Source organism: Nocardia sp. NPDC056952 (assembly GCF_042674185.1).
In the GTDB taxonomy this organism is placed as follows: domain Bacteria; phylum Actinomycetota; class Actinomycetes; order Mycobacteriales; family Mycobacteriaceae; genus Nocardia.
On record NZ_JBHURA010000018.1, the window covers coordinates 16,722 to 29,351 of the forward strand.

16 protein-coding genes and 1 tRNA gene are annotated in these 12,630 nt (G+C 67.4%); 6 read left to right on the forward strand and 11 right to left on the reverse strand.

Features of this window, described 5'->3' with window-relative positions:
• Positions 1-51: 51 nt before the first annotated feature.
• The 3 genes from ACFTS5_RS33180 (at position 52) to ACFTS5_RS33190 (ending at position 1,874) form a co-directional block, all read left to right on the forward strand.
• Positions 52-813, forward strand: a complete 762-nt coding sequence (locus ACFTS5_RS33180; protein ID WP_378639049.1) for a class I SAM-dependent methyltransferase — start codon at positions 52-54, stop codon at positions 811-813.
• 232 nt (positions 814-1,045) lie between these two features.
• Complete coding sequence (locus ACFTS5_RS33185) at positions 1,046-1,612, forward strand: RNA polymerase sigma factor (protein ID WP_378639051.1); 567 nt, start codon at positions 1,046-1,048, stop codon at positions 1,610-1,612.
• Positions 1,602-1,874, forward strand: a complete 273-nt coding sequence (locus ACFTS5_RS33190; RefSeq protein ID WP_378639054.1) for a hypothetical protein — start codon at positions 1,602-1,604, stop codon at positions 1,872-1,874. The genes ACFTS5_RS33185 and ACFTS5_RS33190 overlap by 11 nt, the downstream gene beginning before the upstream one ends.
• A gap of 51 nt (positions 1,875-1,925) precedes the next feature.
• On the opposite strand, the gene ACFTS5_RS33195 is transcribed toward ACFTS5_RS33190, so the two are convergent.
• On the reverse strand, positions 1,926-2,570 hold the full coding sequence (locus ACFTS5_RS33195) for a GNAT family N-acetyltransferase (RefSeq protein ID WP_378639057.1): 645 nt from the start codon (positions 2,568-2,570) through the stop codon (positions 1,926-1,928).
• Between the two features lie 186 nt (positions 2,571-2,756).
• On the opposite strand from ACFTS5_RS33195, the gene ACFTS5_RS33200 reads away from it, so the two are divergent.
• Positions 2,757-3,899, forward strand: coding sequence for a serine hydrolase domain-containing protein (locus tag ACFTS5_RS33200; RefSeq protein WP_378639059.1), 1,143 nt, complete (start codon positions 2,757-2,759; stop codon positions 3,897-3,899).
• Between the two features lie 5 nt (positions 3,900-3,904).
• On the opposite strand, the gene ACFTS5_RS33205 is transcribed toward ACFTS5_RS33200, so the two are convergent.
• The 5 genes from ACFTS5_RS33205 to ACFTS5_RS33225 form a co-directional block, all read right to left on the reverse strand.
• The gene (locus ACFTS5_RS33205; protein WP_378639062.1) at positions 3,905-5,233 is read right to left on the reverse strand and encodes a hypothetical protein; all 1,329 of its coding nucleotides are present in this window, start codon (positions 5,231-5,233) and stop codon (positions 3,905-3,907) included.
• Positions 5,230-5,607 (reverse strand): hypothetical protein, encoded by a 378-nt coding sequence (locus tag ACFTS5_RS33210; RefSeq protein WP_378639065.1) that lies wholly within the window; start codon positions 5,605-5,607, stop codon positions 5,230-5,232. Before ACFTS5_RS33210 ends, ACFTS5_RS33205 begins: the two co-directional genes overlap by 4 nt.
• Positions 5,604-5,798: a hypothetical protein gene (locus ACFTS5_RS33215; protein WP_378639068.1), complete on the reverse strand. Its 195-nt coding sequence runs from the start codon at positions 5,796-5,798 to the stop codon at positions 5,604-5,606. Before ACFTS5_RS33215 ends, ACFTS5_RS33210 begins: the two co-directional genes overlap by 4 nt.
• Positions 5,795-7,567, reverse strand: coding sequence for a hypothetical protein (locus ACFTS5_RS33220; protein WP_378639136.1), 1,773 nt, complete (start codon positions 7,565-7,567; stop codon positions 5,795-5,797). The genes ACFTS5_RS33215 and ACFTS5_RS33220 overlap by 4 nt, the downstream gene beginning before the upstream one ends.
• A 208-nt stretch (positions 7,568-7,775) precedes the next feature.
• Positions 7,776-8,117, reverse strand: coding sequence for a winged helix-turn-helix transcriptional regulator (locus ACFTS5_RS33225; protein WP_378639071.1), 342 nt, complete (start codon positions 8,115-8,117; stop codon positions 7,776-7,778).
• Between the two features lie 133 nt (positions 8,118-8,250).
• Between ACFTS5_RS33225 and ACFTS5_RS33230 the strand changes: the two genes are divergently transcribed.
• The gene (locus tag ACFTS5_RS33230) at positions 8,251-8,904 is read left to right on the forward strand and encodes an FMN-dependent NADH-azoreductase (protein ID WP_378639074.1); all 654 of its coding nucleotides are present in this window, start codon (positions 8,251-8,253) and stop codon (positions 8,902-8,904) included.
• 69 nt (positions 8,905-8,973) lie between these two features.
• Here ACFTS5_RS33230 and ACFTS5_RS33235 read toward each other — a convergent pair whose 3' ends face one another.
• Both ACFTS5_RS33235 and ACFTS5_RS33240 read right to left on the reverse strand, forming a co-directional pair.
• Positions 8,974-10,176, reverse strand: coding sequence for a lipid-transfer protein (locus ACFTS5_RS33235; protein WP_378639076.1), 1,203 nt, complete (start codon positions 10,174-10,176; stop codon positions 8,974-8,976).
• Positions 10,169-10,615: a Zn-ribbon domain-containing OB-fold protein gene (locus ACFTS5_RS33240; RefSeq protein ID WP_378639079.1), complete on the reverse strand. Its 447-nt coding sequence runs from the start codon at positions 10,613-10,615 to the stop codon at positions 10,169-10,171. Before ACFTS5_RS33240 ends, ACFTS5_RS33235 begins: the two co-directional genes overlap by 8 nt.
• Positions 10,616-10,734: 119 nt before the next feature.
• On the opposite strand from ACFTS5_RS33240, the gene ACFTS5_RS33245 reads away from it, so the two are divergent.
• Positions 10,735-11,487 (forward strand): GTP-binding protein, encoded by a 753-nt coding sequence (locus ACFTS5_RS33245; protein ID WP_378639082.1) that lies wholly within the window; start codon positions 10,735-10,737, stop codon positions 11,485-11,487.
• Positions 11,488-11,833: 346 nt separating this feature from the next.
• On the opposite strand, the gene ACFTS5_RS33250 is transcribed toward ACFTS5_RS33245, so the two are convergent.
• The 3 genes from ACFTS5_RS33250 to ACFTS5_RS33260 form a co-directional block, all read right to left on the reverse strand.
• On the reverse strand, positions 11,834-12,046 hold the full coding sequence (locus tag ACFTS5_RS33250) for a hypothetical protein (RefSeq protein WP_378639084.1): 213 nt from the start codon (positions 12,044-12,046) through the stop codon (positions 11,834-11,836).
• A 15-nt stretch (positions 12,047-12,061) separates the two neighbouring features.
• Positions 12,062-12,133, reverse strand: a tRNA-Val gene (locus ACFTS5_RS33255).
• A 32-nt stretch (positions 12,134-12,165) separates the two neighbouring features.
• Entirely contained in the window at positions 12,166-12,630 is a 465-nt protein-coding gene (locus tag ACFTS5_RS33260; RefSeq protein WP_067456651.1) for a peroxiredoxin, read from the reverse strand.

The following is a 12,630-nucleotide window of genomic DNA, read 5'->3' on the forward strand; positions in this document are numbered from 1 at the left end:
CGTGCCGCCCGCCGAGGCCCGCACCGATCACACAGCTTCCGGAGGACAACGATGGATCTGTTCGACTACGACGCCGAACTACGTCTGCATCAGGCACACTTCTTCGCGGCAGCGAAGGTCGGCACCGGTGATCGCGTGCTCGACATCGGGTGTGGCACAGGGCAGACGACGCGGGAGGCGGCTCGCGCGGCCGTCGACGGGAGTGCGGTGGGGGTCGACATCTCGGAGGTGATGCTCGAACAGGCCCGTCGCATCAGCGCCGACGAAGGGCCGTCGAATGTCAGTTTCGAGCTGGCCGATGCGCAGGACAATACCTTCCCGCCCGCCGCTTTCGACCTCTGCATCAGCAGGTTCGGTGTGATGTTCTTCGCTGATCCGGTCGCCGCTTTCACCAACATCGCGCGCGCTCTACGTCCGGGCGGTCGTCTCGCGTGGCTGGTCTGGCAAAGCCACGACCGCAACGAATGGGCGACGGTGTTCAGCGACGTCCTCGCCGCGTCGATCGCCACGCCCGGCCGCGGACCGTTCTCGCTGGCCGACCCGACCGTGACCGAACCCATGCTGACGACAGCGGGTTTCACCGACATCGACTTCACCGAGCTCGACGAGCCCGTCTACTACGGTCCCGACTGCGCGGCCGCCTACGACAACCTCCTCCGCCTGACAGGGTTCACCGCCTTCCTCACCGCGCTCGAGCCCACCAAAGCCGACCGAGCCCGCGCCCGGCTGCGTGAAATTCTGGCCGACCACGAGACCGAAACCGGTGTGTATTTCGACTCACGCTCTTGGCTCATCACCGCTCGTCGGCCTTGACGGGCTTCGAGGTGCCTGTGTGCGTGATTCGAACGATATCGAGGTGCGCGGCGGTTGCCGACGAGTTTCGGGACGGGTGAATCCTTTCGGGTCGCCGGTGCCTCTTATGTGTGTCGCGACGGACGTCGGGACAGGACACGGAGGTTTGTTGTGGTCGTCGGTATCGGTGTTGTGGTCGGTCTGGTGTTGCTCTGCACGTGCATGGTGGTCGTGAAGCGCAAACGAGCTGGGCGTGGGTGAGTCGCGGTGGCCCGATGAGCGATTGATCGCCGCCGCACAGGGTGGTGATGTGGATTCGATCGCGGCGCTGGTGTCGGGTTCGCATCCGCATATCCAGCGGTTCGCCCATTCCTTGTGTGCCACACCGGAAGACGCCGAGGACGCGGCGCAGGAGGCGCTGATCATCCTGTACCGCAAGATCGGGATGTTGCGGGCCTCCGGTGCGCTGGCGTCGTGGATGTTCCGGATCGTTCGCAACGAGTGCCTGCGGCGGGCACGGACGGGTCTGCCGGGACGAATCCTCGTGCAGGACAACATCTCGGCTGCCTCGGCCGAGGACGAAGTACTGCGACGTCTGGAGGCGGGCCGGGTGGCGGCCGCGGTCGCCGACCTGCCCGCCGACCAGCGCAGCGTGCTGATCATGCGCGATATCCAGGGCTACAGCGGGCGGATGGTCGCCGATGCGCTCGGGCTCAGTACGGCGGCGATGAAATCTCGGCTGCACCGGGCGCGGGCGACAGTTCAACAAGCGCTACGGGCCACGCCTGACGAGGCTCCTGGAGGAAATGATGAGCGATGATTTCGCGAGTAAATCCATGTTCGAGCACCTGGTGCGCGGCGGGGTGGGGTTCGGTGCCCTCATCGGGTCGGTGGCGCTGATCCCGGTGGTCGGGCCGCTCAGCTTGTTGCTGTTGCCCGTGGGTTCGGTCGCGTTGCGCGGGTGTCCGACGTGCTGGGCGATCGGACTGGTGCAGACCATCTCCAGGGGGCGGCTACAGCGCTCCTGTGACGGCGGTCAGTGCACGCTGAGGGTCAGTGACAGCCATCGAGTCCCTTCCTAGAAGCTGACGGCTTCGAGCGGTCGACAATCCGGCCGACCGCTCGAAGACAGCTCACGCCGCGCCGAGCAGGGGCAGACACGGAGTGAGCCCGTCGATCCCGACGGTTGTCCGCTGCAGGCTCTCCCATTTCGTGCGCGAGAGACGTACTCGGCGCTGGACGGTGGCCTTCCCGCGCACAGTGAGGCGCCGGAGCCCGTCCGGCTCGTAGCCGAGCTTCTCGGAGACTCGCAACGAAGGCGAGTTGTCGGCGAATGCGCCGGACGTCGCGTCGGTGGCCGCGAGCCCAGCGAAGGCCAGGTGGAGGACCGCTGCGCGCATTTCGGTGCCGATACCTCGCCCCTGGTGTCGAAGACCGATCCAGGAGCCGGTGTCGACCTCACGCAAACTCGCGTAATCGCGGGCGGCGATCGTCTGCTGTCCGACGACTCGGCCGTGCTCGAACACCGCGAGGTTCAGCGTCCAGTTGTCGGGGGACCAGTTGCCGAGTTGGAGCCAGTGGTGTTGAACCACCGAGCGTGCTCGTTCGCGGGGAGGGAGGTCTGTCCACGGGACGGCGAACGGCATGCGGTCAGGGTCGTGGACGCCTTCCGCCGCGAGATCGGCCAGCGCGGCGAGCTCCGCGTCTGCGGGCAGGCGGAGTTCCAGGCGGGGTGTGGACAGTCGCAGTCCGAGCAGCGGCCAGTGGTCGATGAGCACGAGTCATTCTGCCCGGCGGACCAGAGCCGGCTCATCTCATTTTCGCGAAGGTGAATCTCGCAGCGCCGCAGCGGATGCGAGTGGGTCGATGGTCGTCAGGGCCCGACGGGGCGACAGCGTGATCTCCGGGTGTGGTCCAGGGTTGTTCCGGATGTGTCAGCGGTGCGGGATTCCTAGGGTCGGATCATGCGCAGATTCTCGATCTTTGCCGCGATGGCGGTTGTCGTCTCCTTGGTGGGGTGTGCGAATCCGGAGGACGGTCCCGAGGTCTCGCCCACCGAGAACCGCGCGGAATCGTCCGACCGGGTGCAGCGGGTGCGCGACGACATCGACGCGGCAGTGGCCTCGGGGGTGTCGGGGGTGATCGCGACGCTCACCGAGAACGGCAAGACCACCACGTTGGCGGCCGGTGTCGGCGATCAGGCCACCGGGGTGCCGATTCCGGTCGAGCCGCCGCAGCGGGTTCGGGTGGGCAGCGTGTCGAAGTCCTTTGTCGCGGCGATCGTGCTGGAACTCGTGGCCGAGGGGCGAATACAGCTCGACGAGCCGATCGATACCTACCTGCCCGGCTCGATCGTCGGTGACGGCGTCGACGGACGGGCCATCACGGTGCGTCAGATCCTGCAGCACCGCAGCGGATTACCGGAGTTCGCCGACGCACCGGAGATCGACGAATACCGCGCCGCTCTCGACCACCGGACGTTCACACCCGCCGAACAGCTCGCCATCGCCCTGCGGCGGCCGGCGAAGTTCGCACCGGGTGCCCGCTTCACCTACACGAACACGAACTACCTGGTTGCCGCGATGCTCGTCGAGCGGATCACCGGACGCCCCTATACGGATGCCTTGCAGGACAGGATCATTCGCCCACTGGGCCTGGCCGATACCTATCTGCCCCCCACCGGCGAGCACGATATCCGCGGTCCGCACCCGCACGGCTACGCGCCGATCGACGGTACTCGCACGGACGTCACCCGGATCGAACCCTCGGTGCCGTGGGCGGCAGGTGCACTGGTCTCCACCGGCGACGACCTGAACCGATACTTCCTCGACCTGGTGGCGGGAAAGGTGGTGGCGGAACCGGAACTACAGCAGATGCTGGCCACCTTGCCGACCGGCGTGGACAGCATGCCCGAATACGGTCTCGGCGTGATGTCGGCCGAACTGTCCTGCGGCACCAGCTATATCGGGCACACCGGCGGAATCACCGGATACGCCACCTTCTCCGGCGCCACCACCGACGGGCGGGCCGCCACGATCGTCTGGACCGAGCCTCCCAGCGAACAGCCGGACATGATGGCCATCCTGACCCGCGCCCTGTGCCCCTGACACCGCTAACCCCCGAACAGCAGATACAGCCCGGTGAACGTGAAGCCGACCATGGTCAGCATCAATGCCAGCTGGCCGGTCAGCCGGTGACGCGGCGGGAGAAGCACTAGACAGCGGTCGTGGGCGGCGGCGACACCGAGGACGTGGCCGATCAGGACCGCGAGCACTTTGCAGGTGGCGAGCACACTCGGATGACTCGACAGCACGTAGGCGACCTCGCGATCGGCCAGGCCCGCGATGTTCCATCCACGGTCGAGCGGGTCCGCGAACAGCAGTACTGTCGCCTGCCCCTTCTCGAGGAGGAACGTGAGGTAATGGGCGATCAGATAGCCCGCCACGATCGGGGTGAGACTGAGTGCCAGCCGCCGCGGCAGCAGCGCTCGATCGGCGCGGGAGAGGCCGCCGGTGGCGCGCGCGGCGACGGAGAACAGTCCGCCCACCACCCCGATGAAGATCAGTAGTCCGGCCGTGCGCACCAGCGTCGCGTCGACGACCGGGGCCAGGTCGTCGACCAGTTCGCGCCACCGCGGAAAAGTCGAGAAGCTGTCGAAGGCGGTGGATCCGAGCAGCGTCGCCGCGACCGCGACAGATCCGGCGAGTCCGGGAGTCCCCGCGAGATTGTTCAGCGGCATCCGCAACACCGGCTGCCCCGCGCGGTCGCGGCCGTAGGCGCTCAGGTACGCCAGCAGCGTGCTGTACACCTCGAGCGGATCGGCCCGCTCTGCCCAGACGGTGCCGAACAGCGTGAGACCGATCGCGGTCACGACCAGATAGCCGAGCAGCCACGTCAGCACCGAGCTCACCGACCCCGGTGCGCGCCAGGCCAATTCCAGCCACACGAAGGAGAACAGGCCCGCAGCGGCCGGGAGGTAGCCCCACCCCTCGCGATAGCGGAGAAGTCCCTGCTCCGGCGCGCGTCGCAGCAGTACGCAGCCGAATCGATGGATCGCCCTGACCGGGGATACGACCTTCCAGACCGGTCCGATCAGCAGGGACGCCACCATCACCCCGACCCAGACGCCGATGTAGAGCACTCCCGGCACCGGATTCAGGGCCGGATCCGAGGAGCCGAACACCGCGATGACGAGCACGCAGACAGTGACCACCACGCTCGCCACGGCGATGACCATCCGCGTCGCGCGGGCGTCGATCATCCGGCGAACCGGCGTGGGCAGCGGAAATCCCGGTGAGTCGGGGTCGAGCCGGGGTCGACGCCAGGCGAGGAACAGCAGCGCGAACGAGAAGGTGAGCGCCCACGCCGCGCCGATCAACGCGTAGGTGAGCGGAATCGGCAGGTCAGCGGCACCGTTGAGGCCATGGGCGAGGAGGTTCACTGCCGGACCAGCAGCGTCGTCACCGTCCGTCCGAGGTGGTGCAGTTCGATCTCCACCCGGCCCGGCACCGTCACGGTGAAGTCGAACTGCTGGCCGGAGGCCGCGGCGACGGGAAAGGTGTGCGCGGGGGCCGAGTGGACATGCAGTTCGTCGGTGGCGTCACTGTCGACCCGCAACTCGATGCGTTGCCCGACCGCGGCTTCGGTGCGCGTATTGGCCGGGGACACCGCGCCGTTCGCGATTCGGATGTCGATGGTGCGGGCCGTGCTCGCGGGCTCGTCCGCCGGCTCGGACTCCGCACCCGATGAGCAGCCCACCAGCAGCGAACCCGCGACGATCGTGACAAGGCCGTACCGGAGCCGACGATGTGTCACGGATTCTCCTCGGTGCGGTCGATCGGCGCGGATTGTGCTCGTGCGTCCTCGTTTTCGCGCTTCTCCGCGCGCCGGTCACGCATCGCGATGAACAGCACCAGGCCGACCAGTGCCACCGCGGGCAGGAAAGCCGGGATCGCCAGCAGGAGGGAGTGGTCGGCGAGGATGTCGACGTTCTCCTGGCGAATCATGGTCCGGCCGTCGCCTTCTGGTCCGGTGTGCTGCCCGCCGCCAGATAGCGGTCGTTGACGCGGGCCGCACCCCACGCCATCGCCGCGATCAAGGCCAGGCTGCACGCCAGCACCACCAGGCCCGCCAGACCGATCAGCCAGGACGGGTGATCGAAGGACCGCTCGCGCTGCAGGACCGAGATCTCCTCGACGAACGGCCGGGTGAAGCTCGCGGGCGCGGGCACCTCCGCGGCGCCGATGCCGCGATCGAGCGGCATGAAGATCGGGAGCGCGGATTGCATGCGCCCGTCCTGCAGGCGCAGCACCGTCTTCCAGGTGCCGTGCACGGGGACGGGCCGGGTGGAGACGAAGTGGCCGTCGGCGACGCGACGCAGCTTGTCCACGACGAGGCCGTGGCCGGGGCTGTCGTCGCCGGTACCGCCCTGCCAGGCCAGGATCTGCACCCACTCCGGATCGGAACCGATGAGATCGTCGGGGGAGAGCCGGATGTCGGCGGTGACCATCCGCCCACCCTGCTCGGGATCGGCGTCGGTCAGTGCGACGGTCGCCGTAGCGTTCTCCGGTACCCGGATGATCAGCCCGTTCGCGGTCGCCGCCGCCGCGATCACCACCGCGGCGACCACGAGTCCACGCCGCACCGCGGGTCTGGGCAGTGCCTCGCCGCGCAAGACGGTGCCGAGCATCGCGCCGATCACACCGCCGGCCACACCGACGGGCACCGCCATCGCGAGCAGTTCCAGCCACATCCCGCCGACCCAGGGGTTGACGAACATCCGCTCGATCCACAGCGATTCGAGCCAGATGCCGACCGTCGCCACACCGAGCCCGGTGAGCGCGCCCCACCAGAGCGGTCGGCGGATCAGCGGCAGGAGGGCGAGCAGTTCGACCACGATCGCGGCACCGAGGTAGAGCGGGAACACATTGCGTGGTGCCTCGAATCCGGTGCCGACGAGGACCGCCACGATGTACCGCACGCAGAAGGCGAAGGCCACGAGCAGCAGTGTGCTGAGTGGTCCGAGCGTCAATCGCGCCGAGATCAGCGCGATCGTGGCGGCGAAGACGATCAACATCGGTTGCAGCACCAGCCGGAACTGTTCGACGCCGAAGTCGAACTCCACCTGGAACACCGACAGCCCGATCACCAGGCCGCCGAAGGCGAAGGCCTGGATCGCCCACAGCATCCGCCCGTCGGTGCGTTCGGGGTCGGGCCGGTTGTAGCGGCCCTCGAGTTCGAGCAGGAGCACACCGATCAGCGACAGGCCGGCGCCGCCGATGAGCATGAGGTGGGTGGGTCCCCAGAGCGTGACGTCCTGGCCGAACAGCCGGTGCCAGATGTCGTCGAGCGGGAAGCCGATCAGCGCGTACAGACCGGCACCGGCGATCAAGATGCCGCCCACGGGGGCGTACCAGTCGCGGGTGATCTTCACCGCGGCCCTGCCCGGCTTCTCGTCGAGCGGCAGGATGATCGCGAGCATGCCCGCCATGAAGAGGAAGAACAGGCCGACGAGGATGAAATAGTGCGCCGGGTTGGCCAGCGGCCCGTCGTCGCGGCCCTTGCCGACATGCAGGCTCACGTCCCAGATGAAGCCGAGAAACGCGGTCAGGATGGTCGCGAGGAACATCGCGATCGGCAGCGCCACCCAGCCGGGACGGTTCATGAGGCGGCCGCTGAAGTCGGCCAGCCGTTGCAGCCAGGTGATGCGTCGCGTCCGGTGCAGGTAGGCCACCCACAGCAGCACCGCACCGACCACCGCGGCAGCGCCGGTCATCAGCGCCACCTGATCGAGGGCAGCGCCACCGCCCTCGGTGCCCGGCGCGGCCAGGATCGTCGACGGATCGCTCAACACTGTGGCCACGGCAGTCCTCCGATATGTCGAAGCGCCCGGTCTGCGGGGTAACGAACAGTATCCCGAATTCCGCGCTACGCCGATACCCCGCGCGCACAGGTCGCGGGTCGGCGCTCAGCCGCGCGAGGTGCTACCCGGCCGGACGTAGCTGCTCACGGTACTGCTCGCCCCAGGTCTCCATCAGCAGAATGATCGGGACGAGACCGCGGCCGAACTCGGTCAGCTCGTACTCGACGCGGGGCGGAACCTCCGGATACACGGTGCGGGTGAGTACGCCGTCGCGCTCGAGTTCGCGCAGCTGCGCGGTCAGCATTCGCTGGGTCACGTGCGCCATGGCTCGGCGCATCTCGTTGAACCGGGCCGTTCCCTCGCTCAGATGGAAGACGATCATGCCCTTCCATTTGCCGCCGATCACATCGAGGGTGACCTCGACCGGGCAGTCGAAATCGAGATCCTGCTTACGTCTCGCCATGCACATCCTCGTCTCACCGGCACAGGTATGGAAAAGGGTACTGGGTAACAGAAATGTGCGTTCTTACGCGGATATTCCCTGTCGGGCAGGCTCGATCCAGCAAGCAGACCCGGTCCCGACAGGAGTTTCAGAGATGGCCCAGCTACTTCAGCTCGATGCCAGCCCGCGCCGATCGCGCTCCCACACCCGCACGCTGGTCGGGGAGTTCGTCGCGCGCTGGAGCGAGGGCAGGCCCGGTGACGCGGTGATCCGCCGCGACCTCGGCCACGAACCACCTCCGCACCTCACCGAGGACTGGATCGCCGCCGCTTTCACGCCGCCGGGGGAGCGCACCGCGCCGATGCGCGACACCCTGGCCTACAGCGACCAGCTGGTGGACGAGCTGTTCGCCTCCGACGTGCTGGTGCTCGGAGTGCCGATGTACAACTTCGGGGTACCGGCGATGCTGAAGGCCTACATCGACCAGATCGTCCGGGTCGGCCGCACCTTCTCCTTCGATCCCGAGGCCGCGGCTCCGTACACACCACTCACCTCCGGCAAGCGCGCCTTCGTCATCGTCGGCACCGGCGACGCGGGCTACGAGACGGGCGGTCCGCTGGCGAGCCTGAACCACGTGGAGCCGTACCTGCGCACGGCTCTGGGTTTCATCGGCATCGAGGAGGTCGAGTTCGTCTACACGGGAAACGACGAATTCGGCGGCGAGCGCCTACAGCGATCCCTCGAACGCGCCCGCAACCGGGTAGCCGACCTGACTTCTGAGCGCGAAGTCGTCGATATAGCGGGCTGAGCGCACCCGGTTGACGCCGAAACCCCGGACATAGCCCGGGGTTTCGGTAACGACCTGAGTGATGCAGGGTCAGCGAGTGGCGATGATCGCCGAACCATGGCCGAAGAGACCTTGATTCACCGCGATGCCCGCGCGGGCGTTGTCCACCTGGCGGCCGTCGGCCTGGCCACGCAACTGCCAGGTGAGCTCGCAGACCTGGGAGATGGCCTGTGCGGGGATGGCCTCGCCGAAGCAGGCGAGGCCGCCGCTGGGGTTCACCGGCACCCGTCCGCCCAATGTCGTTGCGCCACTGCGCAGCAGAGCCTCCGCTTCACCCGTCTCGCAGAGCCCGATGTCCTCGTACCAGTCCAGTTCCAGTGCGGTGGAGAGGTCATAGACCTCCGCGAAGGACAGGTCGGCGGGACCGATTCCGGCCTCTTCGTAGGCGGCGTGCGCGATGGCCGACCGGAAGGTGCGAGACGGGGGCTCCACGGACACAGCCGAATCCGTCGAGAAATCCGGCAGATCGAGCACGGTTTTCGGGAACGTCGGCGTCACCGTCGACAGCGCGGAGATGCGCACCGGATCGGCGATGCCGTGGCGGCGTGCGTAGTCCATCGATGTCAGCACCAGCGCGGCTCCGCCGTCGCTGGTCGCGCAGATGTCGAGCAGCCGCAACGGATCCGACACGATCGCCGAGGCGGAGATCTCCTCGACCGAGACTTCCTTGCGGTAGCGGGCATTCGGGTTGTTCAGGCCGTGCCGGGAGTTCTTCACCTTGACCGCGGCGAAGTCGTCGAGAGTGGCGCCGTGCAACGCCATGCGGCGGCGGGCGTAGAGCGCGAAATAGATCGGGTTGGTGGCGCCCAGCAGATGGAAGCGCAGCCAGTCCGGGTCATCGCGGCGCTCGCCACCGACCGGCTGGAAGAAGCCCTTCGGCGTGGTATCCGCGCCGACTACCAGTGCCACCTCACACAGCCCGGCCAGGATCTGGGCGCGCGCATTGGCGATGGCCTGCGCACCGGAGGCGCAGGCGGCGTAGCTACTCGAGATCTGCGCACCCGACCAGCCGAGCGCCTGAGCGAAAGTCGCGCCCGAGACGAAGCCGGGGTAGCCGTTGCGGATGGTGTCGGCGCCGGCGATGTAGCCGACGTCGCGGTGGTCCAGCCCGGCGTCGGCCAGCGCCGCACGCGCGGCCACCAGGCCGTATTCGACGAAGTTGCGTCCCCACTTGCCCCACGGGTGCATGCCCGCGCCGAGGACGGCGATGTCGCGATCATTCGTGTCAGTCATTGACCGGCCTCCACATCCACACCGTGTGCTCCGCGTCCTCGTCCTCGTACAGCGTCCCGACGGTCAATTCGACCGGCATGCCGACGGCCAGATCATCGACGGTGAGACCGCGCACGACCTGCCCGAGAATCACCATCTGCTCGACCTCGAGCTCCACTGCCGCGACGACGTAGGGCACGAAGGGATCGGCCGAGACGTAGGGCGCGGGCGGCTTGTACCGGGCGTCCGCGTACGACCAGATCCGGCCACGCGTGGAGAACAGGTACTCGACGAGCTCGGAGCCGTCGTGGGCACCTGTGCACTGGGGGTTGCGGCAGGCGAGTGTGTTCTTCGGGAAGTACGGCGTGCCGCAGTCGTCGCAGCGAGTTCCTTTGAGGCGTACCTGGCCGTCGTCCGCAGTGAACCAGTCAGCCACGGCGGGGCGTTGTTCTTTCTGCACGTGGCCGACGGTATAGGAACACGTTCTACTTTGGGGCGGAATTCCGTTCCAGCGCTGCTCGGGCGCAGGTACGGTGAGCGGATCGAGGATGCGATGACATCGATCTGGAGTACCGCGCGATGGGCACCAAAGCTATTGACCCGCAGTCGATTCGCAACGTCACGATCATCGGCGATGTCGACGGGACGGCGCGGGTGGTCCATCGCCTGCGCCGATGTTTCGGCGACAGCGAGAACACGGTCCGCTGGTCGATGGACGGAATCGAGCACACGATTCGCGTCACCGAGCTATCGGGCGACGCGCTCATCGCCGACCTCGAACGATCCATCCGCGTAGCCGACGCGGTCATCGTTGTCGTGGACGCCGCCGCGCACGCCACCCCGCGACTCGAAACCATGTTGCGCGTCGCCGACGATCACCAGGTCGCCCGGCTGTGCCTGGTCGGCGGCCTCGATCAACCCACCGCCGACTTCGACCGCTGTGTCCGTACGATCGCCGACGCTCGCGGGGCGGCACCGTTGGCCCTCCAGATCCCCGTCGGCGCCGGTGTCGGCTTCGACGTCATCGACCTGGTCCCGCTGTCGGCGCTAGACGCCGCGGCAACCGAATCCCTGGGAAGCCCAGGGCAACCCGCCGAGCGGTGGTGCCGCTCACTCGTAGCTCTCCTGACCGAACAGCACCCTGCGGACTCGCTCACTGTTCGAGACCTGCACACCCGCATCCGCCGCCGCACCCGCAACGGCGACATCGTGCCCATTCTGTGCGCCACACCCCTCGCGCGCGACGACATCGCCCCGCTCCTGGACGCCATCGTCCGCTACCTGCCCTCGCCCCTGTACGTCTGTCAGCCGGAACACGCCCTCGACTACTGACCGCCGCGTTCGGACCTGATCGGGGACGTGGCTCAGTCGTAGTGGCGGCGGTGTGCCCAGTCGCGCCATCAACCCAGCGAAGTGCATAATCGAACGTATGTGCGACTCGATTCGGCTCTACCTGCGCAATGGACGCTGGACGGAACCAGCGCCGCGCTTCTGCCCGAACGGACACCGGCTCGGGACAGGCCGGTCGCTCGTCAGCGTGCTGCCCTGCGTCCGAATCGGCGGACACCACCGAACGCACACCTGCCTGGCCTGCGCCACGACCATCTACTGCCCGCCGATCCACAACGACTGCGAGCACTAGCCCTGCGCCGACCGAAATCCCTGTCCGGTGAACGATTTACAGAGGGATGACGATGGGCCCGCAGGAATTGGCGCCGACGGCGCATCCGATCGCGGTGAGCACGGACTGCGCCAGTGCGGAGGAGCCGGTGCCCAACGAGCTGCTGCCCGAACCCGACGGTGCTTCCGCGGCGGCGGGCCCGGCGGCGGTGACCAGTCCGGCAGTGATGGCGAGGGCCGCAGCGCCGGTGCGAGGACGATTGCCTTCCACCTGCAACGTGAAATGTGGGCGCAGAGGGGATCGAACCCCCGACCGCTGGTGTGTAAAACCAGTGCTCTACCGCTGAGCTATACGCCCTGGCACCGCCGGGGAGTACCGGCGGTGTCGGGTTATGAATCTAGCGCGGCGAGAGCTTTCTCCCAAGCCGCCTGGTCACGGGCCTGTCCGGGGCCGTTCATCTCCGCGAAGGTGATGTAGCCGGACTTGTCGACGACGAAGGTTCCGCGGTTGGGGTAACCGGATTTCTCGTTGAAGACGTCGTAGGACTGGGTGACGGCGCCGTGCGGCCAGAAGTCCGACAGCAGGGGGAACAGGTAGCCCTGTTCCGCGGCCCAGATCTTGTGGGTGGGTGGCGGTCCGACGGAGATCGCGATGATCTCGGCGTCGTCGTTCTGGAATTTGGGCAGCTCGTCGCGGACCTTGCACAGCTCGCCTTGGCAGATGCCGGTGAAGGCGAGTGGATAGAACACCAGCAGCACGTTCTTCTTGCCGCGAAAATCCGACAGGGTGACGGGCTGGTTGTTCTGGTCCTTGAGCGTGAAATCCGGCGCGAGAGTGCCAACTTCTAGCGGCAT

Excerpts from the sequence above, each read along its gene's own strand:
- ACFTS5_RS33235 (WP_378639076.1), bottom strand. The coding sequence starts at position 10,176 with ATGACTGACACGAATGATCGCGACATCGCCGTCCTCGGCGCGGGCATG.
- ACFTS5_RS33220 (WP_378639136.1), bottom strand. The coding sequence starts at position 7,567 with ATGACCGGCGCTGCCGCGGTGGTCGGTGCGGTGCTGCTGTGGGTGGCC.
- ACFTS5_RS33225 (WP_378639071.1), bottom strand. The coding sequence starts at position 8,117 with ATGGCGAGACGTAAGCAGGATCTCGATTTCGACTGCCCGGTCGAGGTC.
- ACFTS5_RS33245 (WP_378639082.1), top strand. The coding sequence starts at position 10,735 with ATGGGCACCAAAGCTATTGACCCGCAGTCGATTCGCAACGTCACGATC.
- ACFTS5_RS33260 (WP_067456651.1), bottom strand. The coding sequence starts at position 12,630 with ATGCCGCTAGAAGTTGGCACTCTCGCGCCGGATTTCACGCTCAAGGAC.
- ACFTS5_RS33180 (WP_378639049.1), top strand. The coding sequence starts at position 52 with ATGGATCTGTTCGACTACGACGCCGAACTACGTCTGCATCAGGCACAC.
- ACFTS5_RS33230 (WP_378639074.1), top strand. The coding sequence starts at position 8,251 with ATGGCCCAGCTACTTCAGCTCGATGCCAGCCCGCGCCGATCGCGCTCC.
- ACFTS5_RS33190 (WP_378639054.1), top strand. The coding sequence starts at position 1,602 with ATGAGCGATGATTTCGCGAGTAAATCCATGTTCGAGCACCTGGTGCGC.
- ACFTS5_RS33200 (WP_378639059.1), top strand. The coding sequence starts at position 2,757 with ATGCGCAGATTCTCGATCTTTGCCGCGATGGCGGTTGTCGTCTCCTTG.
- ACFTS5_RS33215 (WP_378639068.1), bottom strand. The coding sequence starts at position 5,798 with ATGATTCGCCAGGAGAACGTCGACATCCTCGCCGACCACTCCCTCCTG.